The organism is Streptomyces sp. NPDC046866 (genome assembly GCF_040704625.1).
Classification (GTDB): domain Bacteria; phylum Actinomycetota; class Actinomycetes; order Streptomycetales; family Streptomycetaceae; genus Streptomyces.
The window spans coordinates 113,183-126,954 of sequence record NZ_JBEYXN010000017.1; the positions used below are offsets into that span (position 1 = coordinate 113,183).

The 13,772-nt window shown below is 70.2% G+C and carries 12 protein-coding genes and 1 pseudogene; 8 read left to right on the plus strand and 5 right to left on the minus strand.

From position 1 onward, the window contains the following. Positions 1-91 precede the first annotated feature (91 nt). Together AB0953_RS23715 and AB0953_RS23720 are read left to right on the plus strand one after the other, a co-directional pair. Positions 92-2,140 (plus strand): APC family permease, encoded by a 2,049-nt coding sequence (locus AB0953_RS23715; RefSeq protein WP_366861542.1) that lies wholly within the window; start codon positions 92-94, stop codon positions 2,138-2,140. 108 nt (positions 2,141-2,248) lie between these two features. Beyond that, positions 2,249-3,586 carry a TRAM domain-containing protein gene (locus tag AB0953_RS23720; RefSeq protein ID WP_366861543.1) on the plus strand — a complete coding sequence of 446 codons (1,338 nt, stop codon included), beginning with the start codon at positions 2,249-2,251 and terminating at the stop codon, positions 3,584-3,586. 207 nt (positions 3,587-3,793) lie between these two features. Here the strand turns inward: AB0953_RS23720 and AB0953_RS23725 are convergent, their stop codons facing one another. Both AB0953_RS23725 and AB0953_RS23730 read right to left on the minus strand, forming a co-directional pair. After that, positions 3,794-3,994, minus strand: coding sequence for a hypothetical protein (locus AB0953_RS23725; RefSeq protein WP_366861544.1), 201 nt, complete (start codon positions 3,992-3,994; stop codon positions 3,794-3,796). 47 nt (positions 3,995-4,041) lie between these two features. After that, positions 4,042-4,444 (minus strand): annotated as a pseudogene (locus AB0953_RS23730) (rhodanese-like domain-containing protein). 264 nt (positions 4,445-4,708) lie between these two features. On the opposite strand from AB0953_RS23730, the gene AB0953_RS23735 reads away from it, so the two are divergent. Further along, positions 4,709-5,830 (plus strand): IS630 family transposase, encoded by a 1,122-nt coding sequence (locus tag AB0953_RS23735; RefSeq protein ID WP_366861545.1) that lies wholly within the window; start codon positions 4,709-4,711, stop codon positions 5,828-5,830. A 4-nt stretch (positions 5,831-5,834) separates the two neighbouring features. Here the strand turns inward: AB0953_RS23735 and AB0953_RS23740 are convergent, their stop codons facing one another. The 3 genes from AB0953_RS23740 to AB0953_RS23750 all read right to left on the minus strand — a co-directional run bounded on the left by AB0953_RS23740 (position 5,835) and on the right by AB0953_RS23750 (position 8,547). Beyond that, entirely contained in the window at positions 5,835-6,266 is a 432-nt protein-coding gene (locus tag AB0953_RS23740) for a hypothetical protein (RefSeq protein ID WP_366861546.1), read from the minus strand. A gap of 261 nt (positions 6,267-6,527) precedes the next feature. After that, positions 6,528-7,382 (minus strand): DUF1684 domain-containing protein, encoded by an 855-nt coding sequence (locus AB0953_RS23745; protein ID WP_366861547.1) that lies wholly within the window; start codon positions 7,380-7,382, stop codon positions 6,528-6,530. A gap of 151 nt (positions 7,383-7,533) precedes the next feature. Then, positions 7,534-8,547, minus strand: a complete 1,014-nt coding sequence (locus AB0953_RS23750) for an amino acid ABC transporter permease (RefSeq protein WP_366861548.1) — start codon at positions 8,545-8,547, stop codon at positions 7,534-7,536. A 708-nt stretch (positions 8,548-9,255) separates the two neighbouring features. On the opposite strand from AB0953_RS23750, the gene AB0953_RS23755 reads away from it, so the two are divergent. The 5 genes from AB0953_RS23755 to AB0953_RS23775 all read left to right on the plus strand — a co-directional run bounded on the left by AB0953_RS23755 (position 9,256) and on the right by AB0953_RS23775 (position 13,767). Then, positions 9,256-10,374, plus strand: a complete 1,119-nt coding sequence (locus AB0953_RS23755) for an LLM class flavin-dependent oxidoreductase (protein WP_366861549.1) — start codon at positions 9,256-9,258, stop codon at positions 10,372-10,374. Continuing rightward, positions 10,374-10,892, plus strand: a complete 519-nt coding sequence (locus AB0953_RS23760) for a GNAT family N-acetyltransferase (RefSeq protein WP_366861550.1) — start codon at positions 10,374-10,376, stop codon at positions 10,890-10,892. The genes AB0953_RS23755 and AB0953_RS23760 overlap by 1 nt, the downstream gene beginning before the upstream one ends. A gap of 23 nt (positions 10,893-10,915) precedes the next feature. Beyond that, complete coding sequence (locus tag AB0953_RS23765; protein ID WP_366861587.1) at positions 10,916-11,893, plus strand: ABC transporter substrate-binding protein; 978 nt, start codon at positions 10,916-10,918, stop codon at positions 11,891-11,893. A gap of 21 nt (positions 11,894-11,914) precedes the next feature. Beyond that, entirely contained in the window at positions 11,915-12,943 is a 1,029-nt protein-coding gene (locus tag AB0953_RS23770; RefSeq protein WP_366861551.1) for an amino acid ABC transporter permease, read from the plus strand. Positions 12,944-13,014: 71 nt separating this feature from the next. Next, a complete protein-coding gene (locus AB0953_RS23775) occupies positions 13,015-13,767 on the plus strand; it encodes an amino acid ABC transporter ATP-binding protein (RefSeq protein WP_366861589.1) in 753 nt (250 codons plus the stop codon). Positions 13,768-13,772: the final 5 nt, after the last annotated feature.

Here is a 13,772-nt window from a genome sequence, read left to right on the forward strand (position 1 = left end):
GTGACCTCTTGCGGCGCAGTGGGCGAGGGAATGCCGCGGAATACCGGCGGGGGGTTCGTCAGCCGGATTTCGAACGCTTACGATCCTTCCCGTGTCCAAACTGACCGACGTGCCCAAACGGATCCTGATCGGCCGGGCGCTGCGCAGCGACCGCCTCGGGGAAACCCTGCTCCCCAAGCGGATCGCCCTCCCCGTCTTCGCCTCCGACCCGCTCTCCTCCGTGGCATATGCCCCCGGCGAGGTCCTGCTGGTCCTGTCCATCGCGGGTGTGTCGGCGTACCACTTCAGCCCCTGGATCGCCCTCGCGGTCGTCGTGCTGATGTTCACCGTCGTCGCCTCCTACCGGCAGAACGTGCACGCGTACCCCAGCGGCGGCGGCGACTACGAGGTCGCCAACACCAACCTCGGGCCCAAGGCCGGCCTGACCGTCGCGAGCGCCCTGCTCGTCGACTACGTCCTGACCGTCGCCGTGTCGATCTCCTCCGGAGTGGAGAATCTCGGCTCCGCCGTGGATTTCGTCATCGAGCACAAGGTGCTCTCGGCGATGATCATGATTCTGCTGCTCACGCTGATGAATCTGCGCGGCGTGAAGGAATCCGGGAAGCTCTTCGCGATCCCGACCTACGTGTTCGTCGGCGCGGTCTTCGTCATGATCGCCTGGGGTGCCTGGCGCGGCCTCGTCCAGGGCGACACCATGCAGTCCCCGACCGCCCACCTGGAGATCAAGGCCGAGCACCAGGGGCTGGCCGGCTTCGCGCTGGTCTTCCTGCTCCTGCGGGCCTTCTCCTCCGGCTGTGCCGCCCTCACCGGCGTCGAGGCCATCAGCAACGGCGTGCCCGCCTTCCGCAAGCCCAAGAGCAAGAACGCCGCCACCACGCTGCTGCTGATGGGCGGCCTGGCGGTCACCATGTTCTGCGGCATCATCGGCCTGGCCCTGGCCACCGACGTGCGGATGGCCGAGAACCCGGCCGAGAACCTGCTCGCAGGCGGGGTCCCGGTCGGCCCCGAGTTCGTCCAGAACCCGGTGATCTCCCAGGTGGCCGAGGCCGTCTTCGGCCACGGCAGCTTCCCGTTCATCGTGCTCGCGACCGCCACCGCGCTCGTGCTGTTCCTGGCGGCGAACACCGCGTACAACGGCTTCCCGCTGCTCGGTTCGATCCTGGCCCAGGACCGGTACCTGCCGCGCCAGCTGCACACCCGCGGTGACCGGCTCGCCTTCTCCAACGGCATCGTGCTGCTCGCCGGCGCCGCCATGCTGCTCGTGTGGATCTACGACGCCGACTCGACCCGGCTGATCCAGCTCTACATCGTCGGCGTCTTCGTCTCCTTCACGCTGAGCCAGATCGGCATGGTCCGGCACTGGAACCGCCACCTGAAGACCGAGACCGACCAGGCCGCACGGCGCCGGATGTTCCGCTCCCGCGCGATCAACACCTTCGGCGCGATCTTCACCGGGCTCGTGCTGGTCGTCGTCCTCGCGACCAAGTTCACGCACGGCGCCTGGGTCGCCCTGCTCGGCATGCTGATCTTCTACGGCACCATGACCGCGATCCGGAAGCACTACGACCGCGTCGCCGAGGAGATCGCCGCCGCGGAGGGCCCCAGCGACGACAGCGTCCGTCCGTCCCGCGTCCACTCCATCGTCCTGGTCTCCAAGGTGCACAAGCCCACGCTGCGCGCCCTGGCCTTCGCCAAGCTGACCCGCTCCGACACCCTCGAGGCGCTCAGCATCAGCGTCGACCCGGCCGAGACCAAGGCCCTGCGCGACGAGTGGGAGCGGCGCGGCATCAACGTACCGCTCAAGATCCTGGACTCCCCGTACCGCGAGATCACCCGCCCGGTGGTGGAGTACGTCAAGGGCCTGCGCACCGAGAACCCGCGCGACGCGGTCAGCGTGTACATCCCGGAGTACGTCGTCGGCCGCTGGTACGAGCACCTGCTGCACAACCAGAGCGCCCTGCGCCTCAAGGGCCGCCTGCTGTTCACGCCCGGCGTGATGGTCACCTCCGTCCCGTACCAGCTGGAGTCCTCGGAGCTCGCCAAGCGGCGGGCGAAGAAGCGGCAGGAATGGAACGCCCCGGGCGCCGTCCGCCGCGGCCCGGTGGACACGCCCCGCCCGAAGGACCGCGCGGCGAAGTAGCCGCAGCAGCGATGGTGAACGGCCGGACGGAACCCACGTAGACTGATGGGTCGACCGTCCGGCCTTCGCCTTGGACTCTGAACCCTGAACCTTGGAGCACTCCCCGCCATGACCCTCCCCGAGCAGAACGAGAAGCAGTCCTTGGTCGGGGAGGAGTACGAGGTCGAGGTCGGCCCCGTCGCGCACGGCGGCCACTGCATCGCCCGGACCGCCGACGGCCGCGTCCTCTTCGTGCGCCACGCCCTGCCCGGCGAGAAGGTCGTCGCCAAGGTCACCGAGGGCGAGACGGACTCCCGCTTCCTGCGCGCGGACGCCGTGCGGGTGGTGGAGGCGTCCAAGGACCGCGTCGAGGCCCCCTGCCCGTACTCCGGCCCCGGCAAGTGCGGCGGCTGCGACTGGCAGCACGCCAAGCCGGGCGCCCAGCGCCGGCTCAAGGGCGAGGTCGTCGCCGAGCAGCTGCGCCGCCTGGCCGGGCTCACGCCCGAGCAGGCCGGCTGGGACGGCACCGTGGTCCCGGCGGAGGGCGACAAGCTCCCGGCGGGCCAGGTCCCGCAGTGGCGCACCCGCGTCCAGTACGCCGTCGACGCCGAGGGCCACCCGGGCCTGCGCAAGCACCGCTCGCACGACATCGAGCGGATCGACCACTGCATGATCGCCGCGCCGGGCGTCTCGGAACTCGGCATCGAGAAGCGCGAGTGGCCGCAGATGGCGACGGTCGAGGCCATCGCCGCGACCGGCTCCCAGGACCGCCAGGTGGTCCTCACCCCCCGCCCCGGCGGCCGCCTCCCGCTGGTCGAGCTCGACAAGCCGGTCTCGGTCCTCCGCGTCGAGGAGAAGGACGGCGGCGTGCACCGGGTCCACGGCCGCCCCTTCGTCCGCGAGCGCGCCGACGGCCGCACGTACCGCGTCGGCATGGGCGGCTTCTGGCAGGTCCACCCCCAGGCCGCCGACACCCTGATCAAGGCCGTGATGCAGGGCCTGATGCCGCGCAAGGGCGAGATGGCCCTCGACCTCTACTGCGGCGTCGGCATCTTCGCGGGAGCCCTGGCCGAGCGCCTGGGCGAAACGGGAGCCGTCCTGGGCATCGAGTCGACGAAGCGCGCGGTGGAGGACGCCCGGCACAACCTCGCCGACTTCCCCCGCGTCCGCATCGAACAGGGCAAGGTCGAATCCGTCCTCCCGCGCACCGGCATCACGGAGTGCGACCTGGTCGTCCTGGACCCCCCGCGCGCCGGCGCCGGCAAGCAGACGGTCCGCCACGTGGCCTCCCTCTCGGCCCGCCGCATCGCCTACGTCGCGTGCGACCCGGCAGCCCTGGCCCGAGACCTGGCCTACTTCGCCGAAGCCGGCTACAAGCCCCGCACCCTCCGCGTCTTCGACCTCTTCCCGATGACCCACCACGTGGAGTGCGTGGCGATCCTTGAGCCTACTGAAAAGGGCCGCTGACCTGCTGTTTCTCTCTGGACGCACGAGCAGCGACGTTTCTGGCAGGACGTCATGTACGGTTTGGCGGCCACCGACGAACCCCGCGGCCGGGTGGTCAATGGGCTCCCGAAGGGGCGGGCGGCCGCCAAGCCGTCGGCTGAACTCGCCGTCACACCTCTTGGTGCTGACGCCCCGTGACGCTGGGTGGGACTTCGGTCGGGCGGCGTGTCAGGGGCCGTAGGGGCCCCAGCGCCCGAGGAAGGGCTTCAGGTCGTCGGCTCGCGGTTCGGGGATATCGCGCAGTCGGGGCGGCGTGCTCAGCGGGTCGAGGCGTTCCACGCTGGCTGCTGCCCAGCGGGTCCACGCCTCGGCTTCGGTCCTGGCCTGGCCCGGCGGCACGGCCTCGACGTGCGCGCGTACCGCGCTCACGTACTCCGTCAGTCGAGTTGTGTAGCGCCATGCCTCGGCGGCGCGGGTCACCCGTGAGGGGCCGCGCGGCGCCGGTTGAAGGGAAGTCGGCCGAGGGCCACCGCCATGCCACAGGTGTCGGTGAGCGCCGAGAACACCAGCCAGCCGGTGACCGGCGGCGGCCCATGCCCGGGGGCCGCCGGTGAGGCTCGCCGCCGGGATCCTGTGGGAGGCGAGGACCGCAGCGCCCTTCTCGAAGCGGGCGCTGGAGGCGCACACCAGGAGCAGCGGTCCGCTCTCGGCGGCGCTCCACAGCTCGGCCAGGCTGCCCTCGACGCGCTCCAGGGGAACATTGACGGCGCTCGGCACGTGGCCGGAGGCGAACTCGCCGGGAGTGCGGACGTCGACCACGTTCAGTTCGGGCAGCCGTGGCTCGGCCTCGTCGACGCTGAGGATGCTGGAAATGCTCATGCGGAACCTCCCCTTGGCAGAGACGGGGGGCGGCCCCGCACAACCAGCGGCAGGGCCGTCCCCGGGATGTCAGGCGCTGCCGGGCGGCTCCGGCCGCAGGCGGACGGCATCGCCACGAGGCCGCCGTGACGCCGTCACGCCGCGGCAACGATCCGAGCCGGCACCTTCCGCCGGCCCCGGCTAGTGCTCTGACCGGGAAGGTTTGCCGGGTTGCTCGTTGTGCTGGTCGGATGTGGTGACGTCGACTGGCATGGGGAGACGGGTATGGCGTTACCGGTCAGGGTCCGCGGGCTGACCGAGCAGGAGGGCCAGAAACTGCAGCAGATCGTTCGGCGGGGCAGCACGAGCTCGGTGCGGTTTCGCCGAGCGATGATGCTGCTGGCCTCGGCCAGCGGTAGTTCGGTTCCGGTGATCGCGCGCCTGGTGCAGGCGGACGAGGACACCGTCCGTGATGTGATCCACCGGTTCAACGAGATCGGGCTCGCATGCCTGGACCCTCAGTGGGCGGGAGGCCGTCCCCGCCTTCTCAATCGTGACGACGAGGACTTCGTCGTCCAGACGGCCACCACCCGCCCGACCGCACTGGGCAAGCCCTTCACACGCTGGTCGATCCGCAAACTCGCTGATCACCTGCGGCGCAACATTCTCCGACCGGTCCAGATCGGCCGTGAAGCCCTTCGCTGCCTCCTGGCCCGCCGAGGGATCTCCTTCCAGCGGACGAAGACCTGGAAGGATTCACCGGATCCGGACTTCGACGCCAAGCTCGCCCGCATCGAGTACGCGATCAACGAACGTCCCGACCGCACCTTCGCCTTCGACGAATTCGGCCCCCTGGGCATCCGCCCCACCGCTGGCTCCTGCTGGGCTGAGCAGCGCAAGCCCGACCGACTGCCGGCCACTTATCGGCGTACCCACGGGATTACCTACTTCCACGGCTGCTACTCGGTTGGCGACGACGAGCTGTGGGGCATCAACCGAAGGCGCAAAGGCATCGACCACACCTGGTCAGCCCTGCGTTCGATCCGCGCCGCCCGACCCGACGGCGGCCCGATCTACGTCATCCTCGACAATCTCTCCGCCCACCTGAACTGGAGAATCCGCAGGTGGGCGGCCCGGAACAGGGTCGAGCTCTGTTTCACGCCGACCTATGCCTCCTGGGCGAACCCCATCGAGGCTCACTTCGGGCCGCTGCGGCAGTTCACCCTGGCCAACTCCCACCACCCCAACCACACCGTCCAGACCCGGACTCTCCACGCCTACCTGCGCTGGCGCAACAACAACGCCCGCCATCCCGACGTCCTCGCCGCCCAGCGACGCGAACGCGCCCGCATACGAAGCGAGAAAGGCATCCGTTGGGGAGGGCGTCCCACCACGATGGTGGCCTGAGCAGCTACACCCGCTCTTGGTACACCCTGATCTCAGCCGGCTTGAGTTCGCGGATTGTGGTCCACACTGCCTGTTCGGTCAGCACTTGGGCCCATTCTTCGAGGTCTGCTCCGGCATCGTGGAAGAACCACGAGTGGAAGCTTCCCAGGGCCTCCAAGGCAGGGGTGAGTCCGTATCGGAGCTCGCAGTGGACCTGCACGTAGTGGTCGTGATCACCGTCGCTGTCGGAGACCTCGAACTGTCGGGTGAGGTCCAGCATGAACGTCGCAGGACCGTCGAACGCGTAGGTCCCGTACTGGAACAGAAGGCCGTCGGCATCGGGTGTGTCCGGGACGTGGAACAGCTGACGGCCGAAACGAAGGAAGGCAAACCAGACGTCTTCCGGGACCGGATCGGCAAAGGCTCGGGGACCCAGTTCACCCTCCAGCAGTCCCACGGCCTCATCCACCGACGGTCTCCGCGTCATACCTGCCCTCCTCTTCCAACGCCGGGCTGAGCCTACTCAACCCGGCGAACCTTCCCGGTCAGAGCACTAGGCCGGCTCTTCCGGATCTTGCCTGACCCGCGCCGCCCAGCACCGCACCTCGCCGCGTTGGCGGTACACCCGAGTACGTCCAGTACAAGGGCGCCCCGCCAACACGCCGATGCACGGCACCGGACGACGCGGGCTTGACCGGCAAGATCCGAAAGAGACGACCTAGAAGACCGGGCCGCGCTCGCGGGGGATCTTCTCGCCGGACTCGATCGCGACGGGGAGCCGGTTCTCGGCCGGCGGCAGCGGGCAGGTCGCGAAGTCGGTGTAGGCACAGGGCAGGTTGGTGGCGCGGTTGAAGTCGAGCACCACCGTGCCGTCGGGCCCGGGCGCGGCCACGCCGAGCTGGCGGTTGGCCGCGTACGTGGTGACGCCCGAGGTCTCGTCGGTGAACAGCACCGTGAGGCTCCCGGGCGCGTGCCCGTTGAACGCGGTCAGGGCCAACTCCTGCCCGCCCAGCCGGAAGAGGATCCGGCCGGGAGCGTCGTACACGTGCCGGAGGCCCTCGACGGAGGCGCCCACCGTGGTCGGTCGCGGCTCGGCGAAGGCTTCGTAGCGGCCGGTGACCACCCAGCGGGGATCGGGCGCGTACGCGGGTGTGCCGGTGAAGGCGACCCTGAGCGGGTGGTCGGGGTGCCGCGGCCGGACCACGTCGTGGCCGCCGCGCTTGGCGACCTCGATCACGGTGTCGCCCCAGACGGCGTCGACGCCGCCGCGCTCCGGAATGACGCCGAAAAGGTGCCGCTTGCGCACCGCCTCGCCCTCGACGACGAGTTCTGTTCCCTCGTCGAGCTCCACGGCGACGCCTTCGGGTCCCGTCGACCAGGTCCCCGGCACGCCGGGGAAGCTCTGGGGCTCGGGGGAGAGCCAGTGCAGACCGGTCACCGCGAGGAAGCCGTGCTCCGAGGCGAGCCGGGCGTCCTTGTTCCGGTGCCATTCCTCCCATTCCGCGGCGAAGACCTCCGGATCCGGTACGTCGGCGGTGCTGGTGCGGGCGTCGGGGGTGTCATGGACGCTCATGCGTCCCTCCTCCTGGTGCAGTGGATGGATGGCGTCTCGCCGACCGGCTCACGCCGACGAGGCTGGCAGCGGGAACCAGCCACGTCAATGCGGGAAACGGTGCCGTCACGTATTCGGAATTTCCCGACACGCGCCTGAAGTGTGCCGTTCATCATCCGCGTCGCACGGTCGCCCTCTCCAGCCGGGCGCGCACACCGGCCAGCCGGACCCTGATCCGCCGCAAGGGGGTGGGCGGCAGCGCGCGGGCGGAGCCGCGTGCGTAGTGGCGCTCGACGTAGAACTGCCCGGCGCTGAGCACGGAGGTGACGGTGATGTACCAGAGGGTGGCCACCATCAGCAGCGGGATGACCTGGTACGTCTGGTTGTAGACCAGCTGTACCGAGTACAGCAGGTCGTGCACGGCCAGGACGCTGACGATGCTGGTGCCCTTCAGGGTGCCGATCAGCATGTTCCCCGCGGTCGGGACGATGGAGCGCATCGCCTGCGGGATGACGATCCGGAGCAGGGTGCGCGGCCTGCCGATGCCGAGGGCCTGGGAGGCCTCCGTCTGGCCGGCGTCGACCGAGAGGATGCCGCCGCGCACCACCTCTGCGGCGTAGGCGGCTTCGTGCAGGGTCAGGCCGATGACGGCGGTGAAAGTGGGGCCGAGCAGGTTGACCGTCTTGACGGTGACGAACTCGGGCCCGAAGGGGATGCCGAGGCCGAGCGTAGGGTAGAGCGCGCCGATGTTGAACCAGAACAGCAGCTGCACCAGCAGCGGGGTGGATCGGAAGATCCACACATAGCCCCAGCTCAGCGTGCGCAGTACGGGGTTGGCGGACAGCCGCATCACGGCCAGCGGGGTGCCGAGCAGGAAACCGAGCACCATCACCGCGCCGGTCAGCCACAGGGTGAGGAGCAGCCCGTCCAGCACGGCGGCGGTGGTGAAGTAGCCGCCGACCACATCCCACTGGAAGGCGCGGTTGCGGACGACGGAGTTGACCACCATGGCGAAGAGCAGCAGCGCGGCGGCGGCCGCCAGCCGGCGGCCGACGTGGCGGCGCGGCACGATCCGCGGGAGATCGGCCTCGGCGTCCTGGCCGCCGGGGACGCTCGGGTGCCGTGCGGGCGGGAGGACGGATACGGAGACGGGGGAGGTGCGGTGGACGTCGGACGGCGAAGCCATCAGAGGCTCTCCAGGTGAGGGAGGAGGTGCGGGCGGAGGTGACCACCCGGCGGCGCACATGCGCGGACTCCGGGCAGGCACGGCGCGGGGCACTGGGTGGTGGCCGGCTTCCGGCGTCGTCACACTCGCCGCGTCCCTCAACACGGCCGGACGGCCGCCGCTCGCGCGGAGCCGATCCGGTCCCGATCGTACGGGCGCACCGCTCGCAGGTGTCAACCACACCAACCCCCGGGACCGCCCCACGCAGGTCCGGCATCCGGGCCGTGGTTGACGAGAAGCACGATGTGCTGCTCAATGGGTCGCATGAATGCCGAGCAGCGCCTGGTCACCCGTGACCACATCGACTTCGGTCGGGTGTGGTCCGCGGCGTGTTGCGCCTGACACGGCAGCGGGCCGTCTGACCGGCCCTTCCCTCCCTCGGTGACCCCGTCGCGGGCCGAGTTCCCTCCCTCTCAGCACCGTTGTACGCAGATGCTCGGCACGCGCCGAGTCCGCGTACGGGCGGTCCTGCGGGAGACCTGACACGCGCTGCCGCCGCCCCCTTGTCCAAGGGCCCCAGCCCCCGGCGTCGTCACATCTGCTCACGACCTGTTTCCCGGCACCCTGAAGCGCTGCACCGGCCGCGCCGAAGGCTGCCCTGCTTCGCCGTGCCCGGTCCGCGCCCCTGTCCGCGGCACGGACCGAAGGACCTGAGAAAGGCCATCTCCCATGCCCGTGGAGTTCCTTGGCATCGCCGCCACCCATGACGGCTCCGAAACCACCCCGCGCTCCGGCGCCGCCTTCGACAAGGAGTACACGCTTCGGCTCGCCCGGGCGCACGAGGACCACGGCTGGGACCGGGTCCTGTTCGCCTACGGTTCCGGCTCGGCCGATCCCGCGCCGGCCGCCGCGTACGTCGCGAGCCGGCTGGACCGTCTCCAGATCCTCCTCGCCCACCGGCCCAACGTCTCGTACCCCACCTTCGCCGCAAAGACCTTCGCCACGCTGGACCAGATCAGCGAGGGCAGGCTGACCGTGCACTTCATCACCGGCGGCAACGATCACGAACAGGGGCGCGAGGGCGACACCCTCACCAAGGACGAGCGCTACGCCCGCACCCGCGAGTACATCCGGATCGTCAAGAAGATCTGGACCACCCACGAGCCCTTCGACCACGAGGGCGAGCACTACCGCTTCCACGACTTCGTCAGCGACGTCTTCCCCGCCCAACAGCCCCGTCCCGACGTGTCCTTCGGCGGCTCGTCGCCCGCCGCGTACGAGGCCGGGGGAGCCGAGGCCGACATCTTCTGCCTGTGGGGCGAGCCCCTTGCCGAGACCGCCGAGCAGATCGAGGCCGTGAAGGCCGCCGCGAAGGCCGCGGGCCGCACGGACGTTCCCCGTATCCAGGTGGCGTTCCGCCCGATCATCGCCCCGACCGAGGAACTGGCCTGGGAGAAGGCCCACCGCACCCTCGGTGCCATTCGGAAGAGGCGCGAGGCCGGTCTCGTACGGCACCACCGCAGTGGCGCACCGGAAAACACCGGCTCGCAGCGGCTGATCGCCATCGCCGAGGCGGGGGAGCGCTACGACCGCGCGCTGTGGACGCCGACCGCCGCCGCGACCGGAGGGGCCGGCAACTCCAATGCCCTGGTCGGCACCCCCGAGACGATCGCCCAGGCGCTCCTCGACTACTACGACCTCGGCGTCGACATCCTCTCCGCCCGCGGCTACGACCTCCTCGGCGACGCCGTCGACTTCGGCCGGTACGTGATCCCGATCGTCCGCGAGGAGGTCGCCAAGCGGGACGCCGAGCGGGCGACGCGCGGCACCCTCGCGGCGGTGAGGTGATGGCGCACACCCCGGAACCGGCGGTGGTCCGTGTCCCCGTCGGTGACCCCCGAGTGCGGCCCCTGCTGCGGGAACTCGGCGACGAGTACTCCCGGCGCTACGGCAAGGACGCGCACGGCGAGATCTCCCGCTACCCCGACGAGGAGTTCACCGCCCCGCACGGCGGCACCCTGCTCCTGCTCCTCGAACACGGCGAGCCGGTCGCGGGCGGCGCCTTCCGCCGGTACGACGCGACCACGGCCGAGCTGAAGAGGATCTGGACGCACTCCGCCCACCGGCGCAGGGGCCTCGCCCGACGTGTCGTCGCCGAACTGGAGCGCGAGGCGAGCGCCCGTGGCTACCGGCGGATCTACCTCACCACCGGTCCGCGACAGCCCGAGGCCCGTGGCCTGTACCTGGCCACCGGCTACGCCCCGCTGTTCGACACGGAGGCCGACCCGGAGACCATCGGCCCGCTGCCCTTCGAGAAACAGCTGCCGGCAACCGCGACACACCAAGGAAAGGCAGCACACCTGTGAGCGCCCGCGACATCGGAACACGCCTGGGCCGTCTGCGCATCGCCGCCACCACCGCCGCGCTGCTGCCCCTCCTCACGCTGACCGCCTGCGGCTCCGGCGACCCCTCCGGCACCACCCCGGCAGGCGCTCAGGCATCCCCGGCGCCGACCGACGACCCGCTCGCCGCCGTCAGGAAAGTGGACTCCGTCGCCGCCCTGCTGCCCGCCGACGTACGCCAGGCCGGCAGGCTGCGGATCGGCAGCTCGATCGGATTCCCGCCCAGCGCGTACTACCCATGGGGGTCCCCCCGCTCGAGCGAAGCCGAGAGTGGGGGAGGGCAGGACAAACCGCCCGCCGGCCAGGACATCGACATCGCCGACGCGGTGGCCAAGGTCCTCGGCGTGAAGCTGGAGCGCCAGGACGCCTCCTTCGAGACGATCCTGCCCGCCCTCGGCAGCGGCAAGTACGACGTCGGCACCGGCAACTTCGGCGTCACCAGCGAACGCCTGAAGACCGTCGACTTCGTCACCTACATCAACGACGGCCAGGGCTTCGCGGTGAAGAAGGGCAACACCGCACTCACGACCGCGGTCACCGACCTCACCCAGCTGTGCGGGCTGACCATCGGCACCGGAGCCGGCACCACTTTCGAGGCGACCCTCACCGCGAAGAAGGACGTGTGCGCGAAGGCCGGCAAGAAGCCGTACGACGTCAAGGTCTACTCGGAGAACGGTGCGACGCTCACCGCGCTCCAGCAGGGCCGGATCGACGTCGTCATGTCGACCATCAACGGCCTGCGATACCAGGCGGCGCAGCCCGCCGCGCAGACCGCCTTCCTCGGTGAGTACCACCGCCTCGACGTCGGCTTCGTCTTCAAGAAGGGCTCCCCGCTCACCGAGGCGTTCCAGGCCGCCGTCAACGAGCTGATCAAGAACGGCGCGTACGCCCGGATCCTCACGAAGTGGGGCACCACCGCCTCCGCGATCGACACGTCGCAGATCAATCCGCCCGAGCACACATAAGAGTTGAGCAGGAACACCACGATGGCTCTCACCGCCGATCCCGCCGCCCCGCCACCCGGCGCGGCCGTCCCGCGCACCGACCCCGGAACAAGGCCCGCTCCCGACGACCCGGCGTCCCTCAAGGTCGTCCCCGCCCGCCACTACGCCCGCTGGACGGCGGCTGTCGCCGTGATCGTGCCGGTCGCCCAGTTCGTGCACGGGCTGGCCACCAACCCGGTCTGGGAGTGGGGCGTCTTCCGCGCCTACTTCCTGTCCGAGACGATCGTCCAGGCGGTGGGGGTGACCCTCCAGCTCACCGCGTACGCCACCGTGCTCGGCTTTCTCCTCGGCACCGTCCTGGCCTTCATGAGGCTGTCGCACAGTCCCGTGCTGCAGACCGTCGCCTGGTCCTACATCTGGATCTTCCGGTCCATCCCCATGATCGTCCAGCTGGTGTTCTGGTTCAACCTGAGTGCCCTGTACGAGCAGTTGGGCATCGGCATCCCCTTCGGGCCGGTGCTCTGGTCCGTGGACAGCAACAGCCTCATCGGCACCATCGGCGCCGCCGTCATCGGGCTCACACTGCATCAGGCCGCCTACGCCGCCGAGATCGTACGCGGCGGCGTCATCGCCGTCGACCACGGGCAGCTGGAGGCAGCGGCGGCGCTCGGCATCCCCCGGCTGCGTCAGATCCGCCGGATCGTACTGCCGCAGGCCATGCGCGCCATCCTGCCCACGGCCGGCAACGAGATCATCGGCCTGCTCAAGGGCACCTCGGTGGTGTACGTCATGTCCATCGGCGAGCTCTTCTACCAGGTGCAGGTGATCTACGGCCGCAACGGCCGGGTCATCCCCCTGCTCCTCGTCGCCACCGCCTGGTACGTGCTCCTCACCACCCTGCTGTCGCTCGCGCAGTACTACGTGGAGCGCCACTTCGCCCGAGGCGCCGACCGCACCCCGCCGCCCACCCCGCTCCAGCGCGCCCGCCGATTCGTCCGCGACCTGCGCGCGGTCGCCGTACGGCGCGACCAGCCCGTCGTACCCCTGAAGCCCCTGGGAGAGAGCCGATGAGCGACGTGACCGCGGCCGTCAAGGACGCGAAGCGCGTCAAGGACGCGAAGGCGACAGCCGCCGACGGCGTGATGGTGGACGTCCACGGCGTGCACAAGAGCTTCGGCACGCTGGAAGTGCTGCGCGGCGTCGACCTGAAGATCCGCGCCGGCGAGGTCACCGTGATCCTCGGCCCATCGGGGTCGGGCAAGTCCACCCTGCTGCGCACCATCAACCACCTGGAGAAGGCCGACCGTGGCTGGATCGGCGTCGACGGCGAACTCATCGGCTACCGCCGCTCCGGCGGCAAGCTCCACGAGCTGAAGGAGAAGGACATCCTGAAGCAGCGAACCCACATCGGGTTCGTCTTCCAGAACTTCAACCTCTTCCCGCACCTGACCGTGCTGGACAACCTGACCGAGGCCCCCGTCTCCGCGCTGCGCCGCCCGCGCAAGCAGGCGGAGGAGACCGCTCGCCGGCTCCTCGAGCGCGTCGGCCTCGCCGACAAGGCCGCCGCCTATCCGCGGCAGCTCTCCGGCGGCCAGCAGCAGCGCGTGGCCATCGCCCGCGCACTCGCCCTCCAGCCCAAGGTGCTGCTCTTCGACGAGCCCACCTCGGCGCTCGACCCGGAACTCGTCGGCGAGGTCCTCGACGTCATCAAGGACCTGGCCGGCACCGGCACCACCATGATCGTCGTGACCCACGAGATCGGCTTCGCCCGTGAGGTCGCCGACACCGTGGTGTTCATGGACGGCGGTGTCGTCGTGGAGCAGGGCCCGCCGGCGGCCGTGCTCGACGACCCGCGGCACGAGCGCACCCGCGCCTTCCTCTCCAAGGTCCTCTGACCGTC

Bases quoted from the DNA above. Each gene is read 5' to 3' on its own strand.
- AB0953_RS23720 (WP_366861543.1), top strand. From the start codon at position 2,249: ATGACCCTCCCCGAGCAGAACGAGAAGCAGTCCTTGGTCGGGGAGGAG.
- AB0953_RS23735 (WP_366861545.1), top strand. From the start codon at position 4,709: ATGGCGTTACCGGTCAGGGTCCGCGGGCTGACCGAGCAGGAGGGCCAG.
- AB0953_RS23745 (WP_366861547.1), bottom strand. From the start codon at position 7,382: ATGAGCGTCCATGACACCCCCGACGCCCGCACCAGCACCGCCGACGTA.
- AB0953_RS23750 (WP_366861548.1), bottom strand. From the start codon at position 8,547: ATGGCTTCGCCGTCCGACGTCCACCGCACCTCCCCCGTCTCCGTATCC.
- AB0953_RS23755 (WP_366861549.1), top strand. From the start codon at position 9,256: ATGCCCGTGGAGTTCCTTGGCATCGCCGCCACCCATGACGGCTCCGAA.
- AB0953_RS23760 (WP_366861550.1), top strand. From the start codon at position 10,374: ATGGCGCACACCCCGGAACCGGCGGTGGTCCGTGTCCCCGTCGGTGAC.
- AB0953_RS23770 (WP_366861551.1), top strand. From the start codon at position 11,915: ATGGCTCTCACCGCCGATCCCGCCGCCCCGCCACCCGGCGCGGCCGTC.
- AB0953_RS23775 (WP_366861589.1), top strand. From the start codon at position 13,015: ATGGTGGACGTCCACGGCGTGCACAAGAGCTTCGGCACGCTGGAAGTG.